Origin of the sequence: Chryseobacterium sp. C-71 (assembly GCF_020911865.1) — a bacterium.
Classification (GTDB): Bacteria; Bacteroidota; Bacteroidia; order Flavobacteriales; family Weeksellaceae; genus Chryseobacterium.
Window position 1 is genome coordinate 2,512,442 of record NZ_CP087131.1, and the last position, 20,063, is coordinate 2,532,504.

At 34.7% G+C, this 20,063-nt stretch carries 22 protein-coding genes; 7 read left to right on the forward strand and 15 right to left on the reverse strand.

Features of this window, described 5'->3' with window-relative positions:
* Positions 1-2 precede the first annotated feature (2 nt).
* On the reverse strand, positions 3-1,799 hold the full coding sequence (locus LNP04_RS11565; RefSeq protein ID WP_229983122.1) for a DUF885 family protein: 1,797 nt from the start codon (positions 1,797-1,799) through the stop codon (positions 3-5).
* A gap of 168 nt (positions 1,800-1,967) precedes the next feature.
* Between LNP04_RS11565 and LNP04_RS11570 the strand changes: the two genes are divergently transcribed.
* The 4 genes from LNP04_RS11570 to LNP04_RS11585 all read left to right on the forward strand — a co-directional run bounded on the left by LNP04_RS11570 (position 1,968) and on the right by LNP04_RS11585 (position 4,597).
* Positions 1,968-2,429 carry a hypothetical protein gene (locus LNP04_RS11570; RefSeq protein ID WP_229983123.1) on the forward strand — a complete coding sequence of 154 codons (462 nt, stop codon included), beginning with the start codon at positions 1,968-1,970 and terminating at the stop codon, positions 2,427-2,429.
* A gap of 170 nt (positions 2,430-2,599) precedes the next feature.
* Positions 2,600-3,304: a MotA/TolQ/ExbB proton channel family protein gene (locus LNP04_RS11575; protein WP_229983124.1), complete on the forward strand. Its 705-nt coding sequence runs from the start codon at positions 2,600-2,602 to the stop codon at positions 3,302-3,304.
* A gap of 9 nt (positions 3,305-3,313) precedes the next feature.
* Complete coding sequence (locus LNP04_RS11580; protein WP_229983125.1) at positions 3,314-3,709, forward strand: biopolymer transporter ExbD; 396 nt, start codon at positions 3,314-3,316, stop codon at positions 3,707-3,709.
* Positions 3,710-3,715: 6 nt separating this feature from the next.
* Entirely contained in the window at positions 3,716-4,597 is an 882-nt protein-coding gene (locus LNP04_RS11585) for a ferric siderophore ABC transporter substrate-binding protein (RefSeq protein ID WP_229983126.1), read from the forward strand.
* Between the two features lie 108 nt (positions 4,598-4,705).
* Here the strand turns inward: LNP04_RS11585 and LNP04_RS11590 are convergent, their stop codons facing one another.
* The 10 genes from LNP04_RS11590 to LNP04_RS11635 form a co-directional block, all read right to left on the reverse strand.
* Complete coding sequence (locus LNP04_RS11590; protein ID WP_229983127.1) at positions 4,706-5,092, reverse strand: hypothetical protein; 387 nt, start codon at positions 5,090-5,092, stop codon at positions 4,706-4,708.
* A gap of 14 nt (positions 5,093-5,106) precedes the next feature.
* Positions 5,107-5,655, reverse strand: coding sequence for a hypothetical protein (locus tag LNP04_RS11595; RefSeq protein ID WP_229983128.1), 549 nt, complete (start codon positions 5,653-5,655; stop codon positions 5,107-5,109).
* Entirely contained in the window at positions 5,656-7,059 is a 1,404-nt protein-coding gene (locus LNP04_RS11600) for a nucleoside recognition domain-containing protein (RefSeq protein WP_229983129.1), read from the reverse strand. It lies immediately after the preceding gene.
* Positions 7,060-7,254: 195 nt separating this feature from the next.
* A complete protein-coding gene (locus LNP04_RS11605) occupies positions 7,255-7,767 on the reverse strand; it encodes a DUF6973 domain-containing protein (RefSeq protein ID WP_229983130.1) in 513 nt (170 codons plus the stop codon).
* Positions 7,768-7,909: 142 nt separating this feature from the next.
* Positions 7,910-8,764: an acetyl-CoA carboxylase, carboxyltransferase subunit beta gene (gene accD, locus LNP04_RS11610; protein ID WP_229983131.1), complete on the reverse strand. Its 855-nt coding sequence runs from the start codon at positions 8,762-8,764 to the stop codon at positions 7,910-7,912.
* A gap of 87 nt (positions 8,765-8,851) precedes the next feature.
* Complete coding sequence (gene fbaA, locus LNP04_RS11615) at positions 8,852-9,922, reverse strand: class II fructose-bisphosphate aldolase (protein ID WP_229983132.1); 1,071 nt, start codon at positions 9,920-9,922, stop codon at positions 8,852-8,854.
* Between the two features lie 71 nt (positions 9,923-9,993).
* Complete coding sequence (locus tag LNP04_RS11620) at positions 9,994-10,860, reverse strand: NAD kinase (RefSeq protein ID WP_056028055.1); 867 nt, start codon at positions 10,858-10,860, stop codon at positions 9,994-9,996.
* A gap of 1 nt (position 10,861) precedes the next feature.
* The gene (locus tag LNP04_RS11625) at positions 10,862-11,512 is read right to left on the reverse strand and encodes a CBS domain-containing protein (protein WP_056083255.1); all 651 of its coding nucleotides are present in this window, start codon (positions 11,510-11,512) and stop codon (positions 10,862-10,864) included.
* Positions 11,513-11,856: 344 nt separating this feature from the next.
* A complete protein-coding gene (locus tag LNP04_RS11630) occupies positions 11,857-12,393 on the reverse strand; it encodes an RNA methyltransferase (RefSeq protein ID WP_229983133.1) in 537 nt (178 codons plus the stop codon).
* Between the two features lie 69 nt (positions 12,394-12,462).
* Entirely contained in the window at positions 12,463-13,281 is an 819-nt protein-coding gene (locus LNP04_RS11635; RefSeq protein WP_229983134.1) for a bestrophin family protein, read from the reverse strand.
* A 427-nt stretch (positions 13,282-13,708) separates the two neighbouring features.
* Here LNP04_RS11635 and mutS point away from each other — a divergent pair, with 427 nt between their 5' ends.
* Complete coding sequence (mutS, locus tag LNP04_RS11640) at positions 13,709-16,297, forward strand: DNA mismatch repair protein MutS (RefSeq protein ID WP_229983135.1); 2,589 nt, start codon at positions 13,709-13,711, stop codon at positions 16,295-16,297.
* A gap of 31 nt (positions 16,298-16,328) precedes the next feature.
* Here the strand turns inward: mutS and LNP04_RS11645 are convergent, their stop codons facing one another.
* From LNP04_RS11645 to LNP04_RS11660, 4 genes are all read right to left on the reverse strand, one after another.
* Entirely contained in the window at positions 16,329-16,769 is a 441-nt protein-coding gene (locus tag LNP04_RS11645; protein ID WP_229983136.1) for an energy transducer TonB, read from the reverse strand.
* Positions 16,770-16,776: 7 nt separating this feature from the next.
* A complete protein-coding gene (locus LNP04_RS11650) occupies positions 16,777-17,229 on the reverse strand; it encodes an energy transducer TonB (RefSeq protein ID WP_229983137.1) in 453 nt (150 codons plus the stop codon).
* Between the two features lie 68 nt (positions 17,230-17,297).
* The gene (locus tag LNP04_RS11655) at positions 17,298-17,723 is read right to left on the reverse strand and encodes an energy transducer TonB (protein ID WP_229983138.1); all 426 of its coding nucleotides are present in this window, start codon (positions 17,721-17,723) and stop codon (positions 17,298-17,300) included.
* Positions 17,724-17,756: 33 nt separating this feature from the next.
* On the reverse strand, positions 17,757-18,635 hold the full coding sequence (locus LNP04_RS11660; RefSeq protein ID WP_229983139.1) for an energy transducer TonB: 879 nt from the start codon (positions 18,633-18,635) through the stop codon (positions 17,757-17,759).
* A gap of 246 nt (positions 18,636-18,881) precedes the next feature.
* On the opposite strand from LNP04_RS11660, the gene LNP04_RS11665 reads away from it, so the two are divergent.
* Positions 18,882-19,382: a TlpA disulfide reductase family protein gene (locus LNP04_RS11665; protein ID WP_229983140.1), complete on the forward strand. Its 501-nt coding sequence runs from the start codon at positions 18,882-18,884 to the stop codon at positions 19,380-19,382.
* Positions 19,383-19,398: 16 nt separating this feature from the next.
* Positions 19,399-20,055: a thioredoxin family protein gene (locus tag LNP04_RS11670; RefSeq protein WP_229983141.1), complete on the forward strand. Its 657-nt coding sequence runs from the start codon at positions 19,399-19,401 to the stop codon at positions 20,053-20,055.
* The last annotated feature ends 8 nt before the right edge of the window (positions 20,056-20,063 follow it).

Here is a 20,063-nt window from a genome sequence, read left to right on the forward strand (position 1 = left end):
AATTACTTCTGCTTCTTCGCCCAAAGCTCCATCTTCCTATTCAAAACATCAAGCGGAAGACAACCTTGGCTTAAAAGTTCATCATGGAATTTTGCAAGATTAAATTTATTTCCAAGCTGCTTTTGATATTGATCTCTCAGTTCACGGATTCTCAAAGAACCGATTTTATAGCCCAAAGCCTGCCCAGGCATTGCCATATATCTTTCCACTTCAGCAGTTGCTCCTGCCTCGTCGTAAGCAATGTTGCTTAGGAAATAAGTAATTGCTTCTTCTCTCGTCATTTTTCCGGTGTGAATTCCTGTGTCAACTACCAGACGAACTGCTCTCAACATTTGATCGCTTAAATATCCCATTTTTTGGTAGGGATCTGTGTATAATCCAAATTCAGGCCCTAAAGTTTCACAATAGTGTGCCCAGCCTTCACCATAAGCTCCAAACCAGCCGAATCGCATAAATTTAGGAAGTTTTATGTTTTCCTGCTGCAGAGAAACCTGATAATGATGTCCCGGAATGGCTTCATGTAAAAAAAGAGATTCCATTCCTGAAGTAACGTTGAATTTTGAAGGGTCGGGAAGTGGCATGTAGAAAATCCCCGGTCTTTTTCCGTCTGGAGTTCCTTGTATGTATTCTGCACTCGCACTTGCTTCTCTGAATTTTTCGGTTTGTCTGATTTCAAATTTAGTTTTTGGCGTTACACTGAACATCGTTTTCAGCTTCGGAGTTATCTTCGCTAAAATTCCATTAAAACCATCTAAAACTTCTTTCGAGGTTTTGTAAGGCATAGCTTTTTGATCTGTTTTTACCGAATTGATAAATTCTTCCAGACTTCCGGTAAAACCAACCTGCTGTTTTACTTTTTCCATTTCGGCACGAAGCATTGCAACCTGATGTTGTCCGATTTTGTTGATTTCGTCCGGAGTTTTGTTGGTAGTTGTCCAGCTTTTTACATAATATTTGTAAATGCCTTCTCCTTTTGGAAGACTGTTGTAACCGTCTGTTTCTCTGGATTTAGGCAAGTATTCTTTCTCCAGAAATTCGCCCATTTTTGTGTAGGCCGGGATGATGTTTTTAGCAACGGCATCTTTATAAAGTTTAGTGAATTTTTCTTTCTGTTCAGCAGTAAAATTTTTCGGGAAATTTTTTATTGGTCCGGAGAATATGTTTTTATCAAAATCAGATGTGATGATTTCTTCCGCTTTCATCTGTGGAATCATTTTGATAACAAGCTTTCTCGGAAGGACGATTTTATTGGTTATTCCTTCACGGAAGTTTTCTGTAGCAGCGTTCATCCATTCCGGAAATTTCTCCATTCTTCTTAACCAGTCTTCATAATCCTTTTCGGTATTGAAAGGTTGGCTTCCCTGTCCGCTTCCGTACAGAGGGAAATTTAACGGTAAACCTTCAAATTGAGAAAAAGGAATATATTCCGGATGATAGCTATATTTTTCAGTTTTATCTTTTAAAGTAAAATCCAAAACATCATAAACTACTTTGTCTTCATCTGAAAGAGCTTTGTAATCAACATTTTCAAGCTGAGTTTGTACGGAATGGTAAAAAGCAATTTCACCCGAAATAAAATCTTTGTCAATGTTAATTGGCAATTGGTCGTTATATCTCAAATCTCCCTGCGAAGTGGCTTCCAAAGGATATAATTTTAAATACTGCTCGTAATAGTTTGCAGCAATAGAATCCAGATTGGTTGGGGTAATTTTGGTTAGAGGTGAGTCGGTTTTTCTGCAAGAAGCAAGACTTACTATTAAACCTAATCCCAGTACAGCTTTTGATATGATGTTTTTCATTATGAAATCTTTAAAACACAAAAATAAAGAATATTAGCTCAAAACAGATTTGAAGAATCGTTATTTATAAAAAAATAATTTTGAAAATATTTTAAACATTCATACAATTTTTTATCTTTGCCTAAAGCGTTTAACTATCATACTATTACTGTTCTTTTTTAAGAAATAATGAAAGGGATTTTAAAAATTTACCATCCGGACGAAACATTGAAGTACAATATAAAAAGCACTTACTGCAAGGCTGTTTATAGTAATCAAGAGCATTTTCTAGAAGTAGAAGTCATTACGGATGACAGTTTAGATCATGTGGATGATGATTCATTGCAGTACAATTTTCCTCAACTTTCGTTGGAGATTATTGAATTTCCTATAGAATCTTCAGAGATCGAAGGAAAAACATTTGAAATCAATGATTCTGAAGATGAAATATTTACCGAAGTAGATTTGTTTGATGATGAAGAAGCTTTCATTTATGACAACGAACTTGTGTTTGATAAAAATGAAGAAGGCGAGCTACAAGTAACTTGGAAAGGAACCATCGACGATTTCTATACAGGATCTGACACTCCGCTTCCTTTCAGGCTTAAATGCGAGTTTACTCCAGATGAAATTATCGTAGACGAAGACTAATCGTCATCTAATATTCACTGTAAATTTCTTTTCAAATATTTTTTGGAAAGAAATTTGCTGTTTTTAGGCGGAATATTTATTTTAAACTCATATTTTAAGCTTATTTTAAGATAAGTATTGATAATATTCCTTTATTTTTGTCGTTCAAACCATTATAAATAAACTAATTGATGCTGTTAACGGAACTTACTCAGATTTTATTTGCACAGGTCGCTGTACCTACAGTGCCTGTTGAAAAACTTGAATTTTCATTTTGGGACATCCTGTTTCATGGCGGTGCTTTTGCTAAAATAGTAATGGCAATCGTTTTGGCTTTGGGTGTTTTCTCAGTGTATCTTTTCTTTGAAAGATTTTTCTATATCAGAAGAATGACTACAAAGACAGATTCAAACTTCATGAATAACATCGAAGATTTCATCAGAGACGGGAAAATTGATGCGGCAGCAGATTATTGCAAAACACAAAACTCTCCGGAATCAAGAATTTTAGAAAAAGGAATTTCAAGATTGGGAAGACCTGTTTCAGATATTGTAAGCGCAATGGAATCTCAGGCTCAAATTGAAGTGGCCAATATGGAAAAAAACCTGAATCTTTTGGCTGTTGTTCCAAGTATTGCGCCGATGTTAGGACTTTTGGGGACGGTTATCGGGATGATCATTGCTTTCTTTGATTTGTCGCATGCTGAAGGAGCCTTTTCTCCAAAAACATTGTCTGAAGGTATTTATACAGCATTGGGACAAACGGCAGTTGGTTTGGCAGTGGCAATTCCGGCAAACTTTTTCTATAATATTTTGCTGACAAGAATCGATAAGTTTGTTTTGAGAACGCAGAATGTTTCGGGAGAATTTTTAGATTTAATTAATAAACCTTTGTAATATTCAAGTATGAAAATTCAAAGAAGAAATAAAGCACATCCGGAATTCAGCTTAGCGGCGATGACCGACGTTATTTTGTTGATGTTGATCTTTTTTATGATCACCTCTTCGGCAGCTAATCAAAGTGCTATTGATGTAAAACTTCCTCAAACGGGAAGTGTGGAAGACAATATTCCGAATCCGATGACGGTAAGCGTAAAACGGGACGGTTCATATTATGTGGATGACAAACCTGTTGCGAGAGAATTGGTAGAGCAAACGATTGTGAGTGATCTTAACAGTAAATCTGCAAAGTCATTTACCATCAGAGCAGACGAAAGTACTATGCATAAAGACGTGGTTTTTTTAATGGAGATTGCAGAAAAGCATAAATTGAATATTGCCATTGCAACGGTAAAAGAATAAATCAAAATGAGAGGTTACACCATCAATAGAGAAGAAGAAAAAAGAGACAAACTGAAGAGCGCGGGACTATCTGTGCTTATTTGGTCTGCCATTCTGTTGTTCGTATTCATCTATAAAATGAAACCTTCAGAACGTCCGAAAGAAACTGAAGTTGTGACGACGATGCTCGTAAATTTTGGAGATAACAGAAACGGAGCAGGAATTGACGAACCAGCCAATCAAGAAGGAAGTTTAGCAGCAAAAGCTGAAGAAAATGCGCCAGAACCTGTAGAAAATGTGGTTTCTGAACCAAAAACGGTCATTACTCCAGATCCTAAGCCTGAATCAAAAAAGACCGAGGTAAAAGATAAAATCATTACCGGAAATAACTCTAAAGTTACCGCTCCGAAAAAAGAAGATTCAAAGACAAATAAAAAATCAACAGCAACTTCTACTACAAAAACCAAGGCTAAAAGCTCAGCTACAACTGCCAATTCAAAAACAGGAAATGGTGACGGAAAAGGAACCGCAGCAATCGGTAATCTTATCAAAGGTCGTGGAACAAAAGCCGGAAGCCAGGGAACAGGTGATGGAATTGGTAACAATGGCGATCCTCTAGGTGGTGATGGAAACGGTGACAGCAAAGTAGGAATCGACAGAAGATTGGTAGGCTACATTCCCGGAACAATGGGAAGAGGTGGTGCACAACCAAATCACAATTGTTCTGCAAGTGGTTCAATTACGATTTCCTACACCGTAGATAAGGCAGGAAATGTTTCATCAGCAAGAAGATCAGGTGGTGTTTCAGATCCCTGTGTAGTTTCCACTTCCGTGGGTTGGGTGAAAAAATATGTGAAGGCTGAAAAAGCCAGCGTTTCTTCCACAGGAAGCTACAGCATTACATTCTAAAATACAAAAGCACTTTATTCAAGTGCTTTTTTTATTTTATATGAAGATATTTATTGTTTTTATTTGACATCTATAATCGCCTGATCATTATTGGTTTTTGCCGAAAAATCAATTTTTGGCGATTTCGTTAATTCTGTTGATAATGGGAAGGGAGAATATTCCACTGGTTTGTAAATAAAATTCGTAGAAGGTTTTTGCTTTATCCAGAAAATCATTGTTATTTACTACTTTACCATTGTAATAGAAAAGATTTCCGAGCATTTCATAATAATCTTTGTGGTCTCTTTCTTGCCTTTCGTTAACAATCTCAATGATTTCTTCTTTTGATTTTGATGAAAGTTCCTTAAAATCAAATTTAAAAATATCTTTCATTAAAGAATCAAAATCGAGTTCTTTCTGCATTAAACTTTCTTCCGGTTTGTCTAAGATTAGTTTTTCTAAAGCTTGAGATAACTGACGTATTAATCGTAATGTGAATTCTTTATCTGTAATCATAATTGGTTTAAAGTTTAATGTTTGTTGTTGATAAATTTTAGAGAATCATAATATTCTTTATGGTCTAATGGGTTGTAAAACATCTTTAAATTGATAGAATTAAAAAAGTCTACAAAGTTTTGCATTTTTGCCAATATTGGTTTGCTACTTTTGATCTGACTGCATTCAAAACAAACTGAAATGTAATTGACTACTTTTTGATCTTTTAAAAATATAATGTTATGTCTTGGATAAAAGCAATCTGCTGATATAGCTGAATCTGAAAGATTGCTATTTTCCTTTCCACTTAAAATATCGTTAAGTTTTTTAATTTGATTTAAATCTAATTTTCTGCTGATGGTATCTTTAAATTTTTTTACATCCAATTCTTTATCAAAATTACCGTCAAAATAATCCATTGGATCTACACTTGCAAAAGCAACCACTTTATCATATTTAAAATCAATATAATCGGTGCTATTTTTATTCTTAGTGACATTAGAATTCACTTCATTGTTTAATTGATCCTTTTTACAACCAATCAATAGTAAAAACACGAGTGTGATTATAAATATTCTTTTCATTTAAGCAAAAAACAAATACGCCAATCCAATCGCAGTAATAACGCCCACCAAATCAGCCAAAAGCATCGCAATTACCGTATATCTTGTATTCTTTACTGCTACTGCGCCAAAGTAAACTGCAATCACATAAAACGTCGTGTCTGAACTTCCTTGCAGAACTGCTGCCAATTTCCCTTGGAAACTGTCTGCTCCGAAAGTTGCCATCGTGTCAACCATCATTCCTCGAGCTCCGGAGCCTGATAATGGTTTGATTAAAGCCGTGGGAAGTCCGTCAACAAATCTTGCGTCGAGATTGGTAGCATAAGCAACCCATTTCATTCCGTCAATAATAACATCAAAAACGCCTGAAGTTCTCAGAAGAGAAATAGCAATCAACATTCCGACTAAATAAGGAATAATTTTCACACAGGTATAAAAACCTTCTTTTGCACCTTCGATAAAGGCATCAAAAACATTGATTTTTTTGTAAACAGCTCCAAGAACGATGGCTAAGAAGATGAAAAGTATTAAACCATTACTTAAAACTTTGCTGAAATCATCGAGTTCATTTTTACTTAACTGAACTAAATACACGACCAAAAGAGCAATAAGGGCTGAAATTCCACCTACATAAGCAAGAACGATTGGTTTTAAAAGGTTGATCTTTTGATATAATGATACGATAATCATTGCTGCCATTGTCGCTGCAAAAGTAGCAATCATGCAAGGAAGAAAAATATCCGTTGGCGTTTTTGATCCCATTGAAGCTCTGATTGCAATAATAGAAACCGGTATCAATGTCATTCCCCCTGCATGAAGGCAGAGAAACATAATCTGTGAGTTGCTCGCAGTATCTTTATTTGGATTTAAAGTCTGCAGACTTTCCATTGCTTTCAAACCGAATGGTGTTGCTGCATTGTCTAAACCTAAAAGATTGGCGCTGAAATTCATCAGCATATGACCAAACGCTGGATGGTTTTTAGGAATTTCGGGGAAGAGTCTTGAGAAAAAAGGCTGAATAAATCTACTTAATAAATTAATTCCGCCCGCTTTTTCAGCAATACTCATGAATCCCATGAAAAGCGTCATAATTCCAATCAATCCGATACATATTTTAACTGCCGTTTCTGAAGTTCCGATCACGCCGTCTGCTTCCTGAACTCGGTAAACTTTTACGTTTTGTTTCAGAGAATCGGTTTTATAATGAATTCTGCTGTCTGCAAAATCATTTTTCTTCATCAAACTGTCTCTCACGATTGGAGAAAGGGCACTGATGTTTTGAGTTGCCACTTGTATCGTGTCACCGCCTTTTCCTACAACCATATCATTGAAAATGGTTTTGTAGTGGTTAGACGAAATGTATTTTATACTGGCAATTGCAATTGCGATGATAATGAAAGCCGACCAAATTCTGCTGAGAACCATTTGATTAAATTAATTGTTTAAACTTAGTTAAAAAAACTTCAGATTGCAAAAAGTGATGAAATATAATTTCTGTTGACGTGAAGAAATTCCCAGAATGTTTGTCATTCCGTAGGAATCTCAGCAAAATTTCTTTTAAAATAAAAGTTTAGATTCCTACGGAATGACAAACTATACGATAATTAACGAACAAAAAATTTACTTCTCATCCAGATAAACCAATTCTCCTGCAAAATCATCATCCAGATTTTTCAAAACCTTTGCATTGACGGTTTTCTTCTTTAATTCATCAATGAAAAAACTTTTCTCAAAAAACTGACGGTGAATTCCCGGTAAAAGTTCCATGAAATAATCCATACCGATTTTGTTGTTGTGGAGATCCATTTTGGTTTCTAAAGGTTGATTTGGAAATAATTCTTCGTGCAAATCTGTAATTTTCTTGCAGAAATCCAACGCTTTTTCGGGCGAAGAAATTTTGCTGCAATACATCATAATTAAGCAACACCAAAGCGAATGTCTGAAAGCATTTCCCTCGCCATTGTTAGATGCCGTTTTGGGATATAATTTTTGTGCAATAGAAAAAGCTTTCACCGTTGCATAAAAACTCAAAATTGAAAATAGGGGATGAGGTAAAACAGCAGATAAGAGCTTAAGAATTTTCTTAAAACTCATGCTTCTAATTGTATTGAAAATTACTTTGAAAGTCCTCATAGTTTAGCTGTTGGCAATTGGCTTATTGCTTTTGGCTTTAAAATCAAGCCGTTTATATTTTAAAATAAATAAATTATCACCAATATTCAAACAAAAATCTCTCCCGAAATAGAGAGAGATTGTATGATTTTTAGTTTAAATTTTAAGCTTTTGCGGCTAATAAATTCACTGTTTTAGAAACGACTTCTTTGATTTCGGTTCTTTTCACAATGAAATCTACGAAACCTTTTTCCTGCAAAAATTCCGAAGTTTGGAAACCTTCCGGTAAATCTCTACCGATTGTTTCACGGATCACTCTTGGTCCGGCAAATCCGATCAATGCTTTTGGCTCGGCCATAATAATGTCTGCAGTCATTGCAAATGATGCTGTAATTCCACCGAAAGTCGGGTCACATAGGTAAGCGATGTATAAAAGTCCGGCTTCTGAAAGCTGAGCCAGTTTCGCCTGAACTTTTGCCAACTGCATTAGTGAATACGTTGCTTCCTGCATTCTTGCGCCTCCGGACTGACAAATAATCATATACGGAAGTCTTTTTTCTATACAGTAGTCAATCGCTCTTCTGATTTTTTCTCCCATTACAGAGCCTAAAGATCCTCCGATGAAAGCAAAATCCATACATGAAACCACCATTTCAGTTCCGTTTACAGTTCCAACTCCGTTTCTGATAGAATCTGTAAGTTTGGTTTTGGCTTTCACCTCTTTCAGGCGGTCGGTGTACGATTTTGTATCTTTAAATTGAAGCATGTCAATACTTTCAACATTCGCATCGAGCTCAGTGAATTTTCCTTCGTCAAAAAGAATACTGAAAAACTCAGCACTTCCGATTCTTACATGAAATCCGTCTTCAGGAGAAACATAATTGTTTTTCTTTAGTTCGTCGTGTTCCACAACTTTCCCTGACGGAGTCTGATGCCACAATCCTTTCGGTACATCTTTTTTCTCGTCGGTAGAAGTGGTAATATTTTGTGCTTTTCTTTTAAACCAGTCGAATGCCATATCTGTATAATTGATGTATGAAAAATGATAAAAGATGAGGAAAAGCGTTTTGAAATCACTTATCGCTCATCTTTTATCAATTATAATTTATTTAAGCGTATTTACGTTATTTAAATCTTCAAATGCTCTTACCAATCTCTTAGAGAAAGTTTCTTCACCTTTTCTTACCCAAACTCTAGGATCATAGAATTTTTTGTTAGGCTTTTCTTCTCCGTCAGGATTTCCGATTTGAGTTCTCAGATATTCTACATTGTCTACCATATAATCTCTGATTCCTTCTGTGTAAGCAAACTGAAGATCGGTATCAATATTCATCTTAATTACCCCGTAATCAATAGCTTCTCTGATTTCTTCTAAAGTAGAGCCTGAACCACCGTGGAATACAAAATTAATTGGCTTATCAGCAGTTCCAAATTTCTCCTGAACAAATTTCTGAGAGTTATCTAAGATTTTTGGAGTTAAAACTACGTTTCCTGATTTGTAAACTCCGTGTACATTTCCGAAAGCTGCTGCAATAGTGAAATTGTCAGAAATCGCTTTCAGTTTTTCGTATGTGTAAGCTACATCTTCAGGTTGAGTATATAATTTAGAATTGTCGATATCAGAATTGTCAACACCATCTTCTTCACCTCCTGTTACGCCGATCTCAACTTCTAAAGTCATCTGCATTTTTGCCATTCTTTCGAAATATTCAGCAGAGATTTCAAGGTTTTCTTCCAAAGATTCTTCAGAAAGATCAAGCATGTGAGAAGAGTAAAGAGATTTTCCGGTTTGCTTGAAGAATTCTTCGTTAGCCGCCATCAAACCGTCGATCCAAGGCAATAATTTTTTTGCAGCGTGATCGGTATGTAAAATTACTGTTGCTCCGTAAGCTTCAGCAAGGGTATGAATATGTCTTGCTCCTGCGATACCACCTAAAATAGCTGATTTCTGAGCGTCATTGCTTAGTCCTTTTCCAGCGTTAAAAGATGCTCCGCCGTTAGAAAACTGAATGATGACAGGTGAGTTTAATTTTGCTGCAGTTTCCATTACTGCGTTTACGTTGCTAGAACCGATTACGTTCACTGCAGGCAATGCAAATTTGTTTTCTTTTGCATGCTGAAAAATATCTGTAACTAACTGACCTGTGGCAACTCCTGCCGGGAAAATTCTGCTCATATTTTAGCTTTTATATAAAATTAGGGTATATTTTAAAAATTCTTGTAAAGGTAATGATTTTTGAGAAATTACTAATTTCTTTTATCTCTCCCCCAAAGTAGCTTTTGGCGGATGGTTTCATAGAAACTTAAATTATTCGGCTGTACCAGTAGTAGCTGGAAACTCGCCTTTCTGATCACAATTTCCTTATCAGTTTCGATATGAATTAATCTTGAATCCAATGAAAGAGAATATTGCGGAACTCGGCTTTCTACTTTAAATTTAATTTCAACCTTATCATTCACAACCAAAGGACGCACATTTAAATTATGTGGCGCAATCGGAGTAATGACAAAGTTTTCGTTATTTGGAGAAATGATGGGTCCTCCACAGCTCAAAGAGTAAGCTGTAGAACCTGTTGGTGTAGAAACAATCACACCGTCGCCCCAGAAAACATTCAGAAATTCATTGTTGATATAAGAATCTACCGTTACCATAGATGTGGTTTCTTTTCTGGAAATCGTCACATCATTTAAAGCATACGGAAAAAATTCGTCAGATTTTGGTGAAACGACTTCGATCACTGATCGTCGGCTGGTTTTTACATCACCTTTCAAAATAGAGTCTAATTCTTTGAAGGCTTCTTCTTTGGTAAAGCTTGCCAAAAACCCAAGTCTTCCGGTGTTGACACCCACGACAGGAATTTCAAGATCTTCTATGAAAGTCAGTGAATTAACAATCGTTCCGTCGCCACCAAAGGTGAAGAAAAGATCAATTTCTCTGTCGATAAGATCCTGTTTGTTGCCAAAAGTCTCAAATATTTTCGAAAATTGAAGCGCTTCAGCCATTTCGTCAAACAAAACAGATTTTACGCCTCTGCTTTCCAGTTCAGAAATAAATTTGCTTAAATATAAAAAAGTATCAAGATCTTTTTTCTGAGAATATATGGCTGCCTTCATATTATATTTCGATAAATTTTTGTAAAAAACCTAAACGGTCTTTGAAAAGATCTGTTTTCTCATCAGAATAATATTTTTCAACAATTCTGTAATCATAACGGTCAAAAGTAGCGTCAATAGAAGCTAAATTTTCGTTGCTGATCTTGATGGTGATGTGAATAAATTCGTCTGACATGAAACTGATAAACCCGCCGTAGAACTTAGAATTGTTGCTCTCGACGATGTTGGCAATTTCGGTCATAGAATATTTTCTTGCCGGAGTTTCTATGGTTAGTGTAGCACCGGTTTCCGAAAACAGAGGGTATTTTGAAAAAGTTTGGAAAACATCATCACAACAGATGTACCCCAGATATTTTTCGTTTTTATTGATCACAGGAATCACGTTGGCATTGAATGTATAAAACAATCGTATGCTGTCCATGATATTATTATCCTCCAAAATGGCGAAGCGCTCGATCTGATGTTCGAGGTTCTTTAAAGTTCCTTCTTCCTCATAAAGAAAGTCTTTGGCGATGGCTCCGTAAAAATGGTGTGATTTTTTGATGAAAATATGCGTATATCCAAATGCTTCTAGGGTTTCCCTAGCTGATTCGATAGAGTCAGTCAGATGAAAACACGGAAAATCTTTTGAGATATAGTCCTTGATAAACATTGTGCTAATTTATAAAATTTTAAACGAAACGTTTGTTATAAAAGTACGTTATTTTCAGAAAAATTTAAAAAAGCAAAAATAAATTTTGTTGGTTTAAGATATTAAATTATCTTTGTCGCCTTTCATTTTTACTTTTTATTAGATTTATTTCAAACTGCACTGTCTTTTTAGACAGCCGCAGTTTTTTTATTTTAGGGCTTTTGCGAATTTTTTAAAACTATTTTTAACGCAAAGCTCGCTAAGATTTTTTTTAATATTGTTTTGCGTATTTTTTGTTCGCAAAGGCGTTCTACTTAGCAAAGGCCTCAAAGTTTTTTAATTGAAGTTTACTAGCAATAGTTTTTTTATTTTAAACCTAAAACTTTTGCGAATTCCCACATCACGATTCCTCCGCATACGCTTACATTTAAAGAATGCTTGGTACCGAGTTGTGGAATTTCAATAAATGAATCAATATTCTGCAAAGCTTCATCACTGATTCCTTCTACCTCGTTGCCCAAAATCACTGCATATTTTTTTGTTTTGTCAATTTTAAAATCGGTAATCATTTGACTGTTTGTGGTCTGTTCGATTCCTACAACCTCAAAACCCTGAGTTTTTAAATCATTAATCGTGACATTAATATCTGCTTCATGCGACCAATCTACACTTTCTGTTGCACCCAAAGCCGCTTTGTGAATTTCACGATGCGGAGGTTGAGGTGTAATTCCGCAAAGAATAATTTTTTGAATCAAAAATGCGTCTGCCGTTCTGAATGTTGCTCCCACATTATGCATGCTTCTGATGTTATCCAGAACAACAATCAAAGGAATTTTCTCAACTTTTTTAAATGTTTCTACATCGATTCTGTTAAGCTCTTCGAGTTTTAATTTGTGTACCACTATATATTTGTTGAGATTAATTTATATTTATTATTTACGAAATCCGATGTCTTTTCAGATTTACAAATTTTACTTTTTTGTTCCCATAATCTGGTGAACATTTTTCTCGATATTCTGAGCAATTGTTTCCATTGGAATATCGTTTTCATCATTATTAAAGGGATCTTCAATTTCTTCAGCAATCAATTCCAGACTCATCAAAACGTAATATACAAAAACCGTCAGCGGAATCATAAATAATCCGAGGTTGATGACATACGCAATAGGCAAAGCTAAAACATATAAAATGATAAACTTTTTAATGAATGAAGAGTAAGAATAGGGGATTGGTGTGTTTTTAATTCTTTCACAACCACCACAAACATCTAGAAAACCTGAAATCTGGGTGTCTAAATACAACATTTCAACATCTGAAATCTTTCCTTCTTTTTTAAGCTGATGTAATTTATAAGTCAGATGAATAATCATATCGGTCGGTCCGTGACTTCTCAAAGATTTTTCAATTTCAGAATAATCTTCATCCAAAGCGAGTCTTGTCGACTCTTGTGAAAGATGTTTTGCTAAAAAATGCGGGAAATATTTTAAATATCTTGCAATTTGATCAGCGGATTGTCTGTCGTCAGCAAGAATAATATTGATTTTTATGGCGAAATTTCTTGTGTCGTTGACTAATTTACCCCACAGTTTTCTTCCTTCCCACCACCTGTCATAGGCAGTATTTGTTCTGAAAACCAATAACAAAGACAAAACAAAACCAAGTAGAGAATGAATCATTCCAACATTGCTGACTTTAGATTTCGATGTTAAATGAAGATATTCTATTTCCAAATATTGTATCCCGAAAGAATAAATTCCCATCAAAACCATCGTTGGAAAAAGGATTTTCATAGTGTCGCTTTTGTGTAAGCTGACCAGTATTTTTAGGAAATGTTTTGTATTGTAAACTCTCATGGTTTGCGTGTGTTGTGCAAAGATAAAATATTCGGATTATTGTTTTTCGTAGAACTTTTAATTTTGGCTGAAATGTATCCCGTAGATTAAACTGAAGTCGCAGATTTTTTTAATTTATGAAAATTCTAGCTATTTACTTATTTCAAAAGATTTTTTGCCACGAATGCACGAATTTTTTAAAATGAAATTTAATTTAGCAACGATAATATTAATTTGTGAATTCGCAGCAAATTTGTTTTAAAAAAAATTTATTCTCAATCATCCGTGAAAATCTGCGGAATCTGTGGGAGATTTTAAAATCAATCATTTGCCTCCAAATTTAAATTTCCTATTTTTACCAACCCAATTTCAACCCACATTTTCAATGGCAAAGGCGACGAAGAAAGAAACCCCGTTAATGACGCAGTACAATACCATCAAGGCGAAATATCCTGATGCGCTTTTGCTTTTTAGAGTGGGAGATTTTTACGAAACCTTTGGGCAGGATGCCGTGAGGACTTCCCAAATTTTAGGAATTGTCTTGACGAAAAGAGCCAATGGTGATGGTCACATCGAACTGGCGGGATTTCCGCATCATTCTGTGGATTCCTATCTGCCAAAGTTGGTCAGAGCAGGAATTCGTGTGGCGATTTGCGACCAATTGGAAGACCCGAAAACAGTAAAAGGAATTGTAAAACGTGGTGTAACAGAATTGGTAACGCCCGGAGTGACGTTCAATGATCAGGTTTTGACTTCCAAAAAGAACAACTTTCTGCTTTCTCTTCACAAAGAAAAAGAAAAATACGGAATTGCTTTAGTTGATGTTTCCACTGGAGAATTTTTGGTAAGCGAAGGAAATTTAGATAAAATTTTACACATCATCAATACATTTGATCCGAGTGAAATTATTTATCAGCGAAGCGTACAAATTCCGGATCAGCTGAAAAACAGAAATGTTTTCAAACTAGAAGATTGGGCATATCAATATAATTTTGCTTACGAAAAGCTGACGAATCAATTCAGAACCAATTCATTAAAAGGTTTTGGAGTTGAAGGCTTACCGTTGGCAATTACCGCAGCAGGAGCGATTTTCGCTTATCTGGTTGAAGATACGCATCACAAATTACTGGCGCACATCACCAAAATTCAGATTATTCCGCAGGAAGATTATCTGATGATGGATCATTTTACGCTGAGAAACCTCGAAATCGTTTATCCGAGTCATCCGAAAGGAAAATCTTTGCTGGATATTATTGATAAAACTTCTACACCAATGGGCGGAAGATTATTGAGAAGAAGAATTATTCTGCCTCTAAAATCTGTCGAAGAAATTGGACGCAGACTTTCATTGATTGACTTTTTAAACGAAAATGATCAGCTTAAATATGAAATTTCTGAATTATTGAGAGCTATTTCAGATTTAGACCGATTGATGGGAAAACTGGCGGCAGAAAAAATTTCACCGAAAGAATTAGGTTATCTACGTCAGAGCTTGATTAATATTCAGAAAATTAAAGGATTGCTTCATCCTCATGCTGATGTTTTAGCTTGGCTGGAACCTTTGAATTCTTTAGATGAACTAATTCAATTGCTTAAAAATCATTTAAATGAAGAGCTTCCGGTCAATCTTGCTAAAGGAAATGTCATCAAACAAAATATCTCCGAAGAACTTGATCATTTGAGGGGCTTGCAGAACAAAGGAAGAGGTTTTCTTGACGAAATGTGTCAACGTGAAGTGGAACGCACCGGAATCACAAGCCTGAAAATTGATTTTAATAATGTTTTCGGATATTTTATTGAAGTAAGAAATACGCATAAAGATAAAGTTCCGAGTGATTGGATAAGAAAGCAAACGTTGGTCAATGCGGAAAGATATATTACCGAAGAACTGAAAGAATACGAAAGTCAGATTCTGGGTGCTGAAGAAAAGATCAGTGTTCTGGAGAATCAATTGTATCGAAAAGTGTGTTTGGATACCATTATTTATATGGATAGAATTCAGGAAAATTCAAATATCATTGCACAGCTTGATGTCGCAGTGGGTCTGTCTGAACTGGCGGTTTCTGAAAGTTATACAAAACCTGTTTTGAATGACTGTTTTAAAATTGATTTAAAGGAAGCCAGACATCCTATCATTGAAAATGCACTTCCTTTAGGCGAAAAATATATCCCGAACGACATCTTTTTAGATAAAGATTCTCAGCAGATCATCATGGTTACCGGCCCCAACATGGCGGGTAAATCTGCAATCCTTCGTCAGACCGCAATTGTTTGTCTGATGGCGCAAATCGGAAGTTTTGTTCCTGCGAAACACGCTGAAATCGGAGTTTTAGATAAAATCTTTACAAGAGTTGGAGCGAGCGATAATATTTCTGCGGGGGAATCTACTTTTATGGTCGAAATGAATGAAGCAGCTTATATTTTAAATAATATTTCAGATCGAAGTTTGATTTTGTTAGACGAAATCGGTCGTGGAACATCAACGTATGACGGGGTTTCCATTGCGTGGGCGATTGCAGAATATCTGCATCAGCATCCGACTCAGGCAAAGACTTTATTTGCAACGCATTACCACGAGTTGAATGAGATGACTGTGAATTTTGAACGTGTGAAAAATTTCCATGTTTCTATTCAGGAAAACAAAGGAAATATCATTTTCTTAAGAAAATTAATTCCTGGCGGAAGTGAACATAGTTTCGGTATTCATGTGGCAAAATTAGCAGGAATGCCGTCAAAAGTAGTGAACAGAGCCAATGATATTTTGAAAACTTTGGAAGCCAGCCGTTCACAAAGCGGAAGCTCAGACACGATAAAAAGAGTAACGGAAGAAAATATGCAGCTTTCTTTCTTTCAGTTGGATGATCCGGTTTTGGAAAATATCAGAGAAGAACTGACAAAAATCGATATCAATACGTTGACTCCGATTGAAGCTTTGATGAAACTGAATTCGATTAAGAAGATGATTGGAAAGTAATTGAGTTGGAGCGTTGGAGTGTTTGTGAGTTTTAATGGGAATTTATTACAATAGGAATCTGCATTGTACTCCTTACTACATTCCCGTTTTCCTTTGCCGGAACCCATTTTCCTTTGATTTGTTTTGTGGCAAGTTTAATAGCATTATTAAACTTTTCATTTGTACCACTTACCTGAATTCCTGAGATAGTTCCATCTCTTTCCACAATGAAATTGAGAATCGCTTTAAAAATCTTTTCTCCTTTTTTTAATTTAACAGATTCCAATGTAATAACATTCTCAATCTTTTTGGTGAAACCTTCTTTACCATCGGGAAAGTAAGCTTTATGATCGGGAAAATCGTGACATATTGTAGCTGTAGAGATATTCTCAATTTCTTTTGGTTTTGACGGAGTTGTACGAGGAGCACTGATTTGCCCGAAAACAAAACCATTTAAAATAATAGCTGAAAATAAGGTTAAATGTCTTTTCAAAATTAATTTAAAGTTTATTAGCCATGAAAACAGGAATATTTAATCTGCTTCTTACAATTTTACCTTTATATATGGCTGGATTCCATTTGTTTTTAATGCTTCTGACTGCTCTTTTAACTTCTGCATTGAAACTTTCATTTAATCCAGTAACTTTCACATCCGTCATACTTCCGTCTCTTTCAATCACAAAACTGAGCATTCCTTTCAATTTATCTTCATTTTCTGAAGTTTTCACAGCTTCTAAGACAACCTCTTTTAGAAGTTTATTCCTGAATTCTTTATTTCCTTCAGAAAATTCTGCTTCCTGATCGGGATTTTCATAAACAGTAACAACATCTACAGATTCGGTCGGATAAGGATATTTATTAGTTGTAGGCGGTGGTGGAGAAGGAGAATTGGTATATTGCCCAAAAGCTATTTCGCTAAAAATTAAAGAAATGAATAAAATAAATTTTTTCATGATTAAATTTTTCCAAAAATAGAAAATATTTGCAAGGTTTATGATTCTGATAAATTGTAATAAATAGTTTATTTAAAACTTATTGTTAAAGGTACTTTGAATTTATAACGAATTTTCTCTCCATTGAGTTCTGCAGGAATCCATTTCTGTTTAATTTTTGAAATGGCTCTTATAGCTTCGTTGTTAAAGCTTTCGTTGGTACCAAAGGATTTAATTTCTACCATAGAACCATCTTTGTCTACAATAAAAATTATTTGGCAGGTTTCTGTTTCTAAATTCGTAACAACTTTTCGAACTTTAAAATTCTTACTGATGAGATTCTGAAATTCAATATTTCCGAGAGAAAAAACAGCTGGTTTCTCGGCATCTATTTTTATCTTACCATTCTTTTGAATTAATGCTAATTCATTAAGTTCTGTTGTTCCATCAATGGCTTCTTGCCCGAAAATGAAACGGAAAAATATCAAAGAAAATAGCGTTAAAAATTTTGTCACAGATAAAAGTTTTAGCTAAGATAAACTTTAGAACTAATATTTTTTACTTGTTAAAGGAAAATAGAATAAATAACGAACAGGTTTTCCGCCTGATTTTGCAGGTTTCCAGCGTGCAAATATTCCTCTTACCCCTAATTCTGCAGCTTCAACGTGCTTTTTATTGCTTCCGACAGCAACAACATTTCTTACATATCCTGTTTTTTCAACAACGAAATAAAGACGGGTATCTATTTTTTCGTTGTTTTTTAAATCTAATGTTTCTATACTTTCAAAATATTTTCTCTTAAAAGCCTCCATTCCACCGGGAAATTCAGGTTTCTCATCAGCATTTGTTACAGCATCTTTGATATCTATTTTTGATTTTACATATTCAAAATCAGGAATTCCAGAAGAAGCTAAACCTTTATTCGTACCCTCATTATTAGTTTTTTCAGAAACATTTTTGTTTTCCATATGAGAATTAGATTCTTCTAAAGGAAAATAAATAAGGTATCGCACTGCCTGATTATTAATTAATGCTGGTTTCCATCTTTCAAAAACACCTTTTATGGCTGTTTCTGCTTCTTTAATCTCGCTTTTGTTTGATCCAACAGCGGTGAAACTCTTTATATATCCCGTTTTTTCAATAATAAAATATAAGCGGGTGTCGTTTGCTTTTTTCTTTTTGGAATCTGACGATTTTAAACTTTCAAAAAAGCGTTTCTTAAATTTTTCTATTCCACCAGGAAATTCCGGGAGTTGATCTGCTTTCGTAACAACATCATTTAAATCTATTTTACTTTTTACGATTTCATAATCGGGAATTTGGTTTATTTCACTAGCCGTACCCTGATTTATGCTGTCTCCATAATGGTTTTGAGCAGACGCAATTATTCCGAAAAACAGACCGAAGAAAAGAATCGCCTTTTTCATTAAATTTAATTTTAGTAATACTGATTCTGAGATAATTATCAGATGTATAGTTAATGAAGAGTAATCAAACTTAATACCAATAATTCACTAAATGAACATTGGTTTTCGTGTGCTATCTTAATCAGAAATTAGTTTGGAAAAAATGAGATTCTGATTTTAAATTTTAAGCGGGTGTATTTTAATTAATTAACAAAATTTAACAAGCTGCTTCTTATTGGTTTGAAAATGCTTTCTGTAATTTTGAGTATGAAGAAATTTTTTAGCTTAATTGTATTGATTTTCAGTGTTTCATTCTGTTATTCACAAGAGCAAATTATCGTAAATGATATTCCGATGATTAAATATGAGCAGCTGGAAAATAAAATAAAGGAAGAAAAAGATGTAGTATTGGTTTTAAATTTTTGGTCGACAACCTGTGCTCCCTGCGTGAAAGAGCTTCCGGATTTTATGGAAGTCAATAAAAAATTCAAGGGTAATCCTAAATATAAAATGCTCTTGGTTTCTTTAGACCGGACAAAAGATAAAGAACGTGTGATTGAATTCATCAAAAAGAAAAACCTGACTGCGGAAGTGGTTTTATTGGATGATATTAAAAGAATGAATACCTGGATTCCTCGTTTCGAGAAAAACTGGGACGGAAATATTCCGGTGACTATTTTCTATAAAAACGGTGAAAAAGTACATTTCAATGACGGCGAAATGAGTAAAGAAGATCTTGAAAACACCATCGTGAAAAATTTAAATTAAACAAAATCAAAATACTATGAAAAACTTTAAAATTTTAATGACAGCTCTTGTTGTCGGACTTGGATTACTGAGTTTTACAAAAATCAACAGCGATAAAAATGAAAATCAAATACACGAAGTTTCTTATGCAAAAGGATATGAAGTCGGTGATGAAGCAGCCGATTTTAAACTAAAAAATATCGACGGAAAAATGGTTTCGTTGAGTGATTTTAAAAAAGCAAAAGGTTTCATTGTAATTTTTACCTGTAATCACTGTCCGTACGCAAAAAAATATGAAGAAAGAATCGTAGCGCTCGATAAAAAATATAAATCTCAGGGATATCCCGTGATTGCCATCAATCCGAATGATCCGAATGTGCAACCTGAAGACAATTATCAAAAAATGATTGAAAGAGCGAAAGAAAAAGGTTTTACATTCCCGTATTTGGTGGATGAAGGTCAGAAAATCTATCCTCAATATGGTGCGACAAAAACACCACATGTTTTTGTTCTTCAGAAAGAAAACGGTAAAAATGTTGTAAAATATATTGGCGCAGTTGATAATAATTATGAAGATCCGAATGATGTTTCAGAACGTTATGTAGAAGATGCTGTTGATGCATTGGTTAAAAATCAACCGATAAAAATGAATAAAACCGTTGCCATCGGATGTACCATAAAAGTGCAAAAATAATTTCGGAT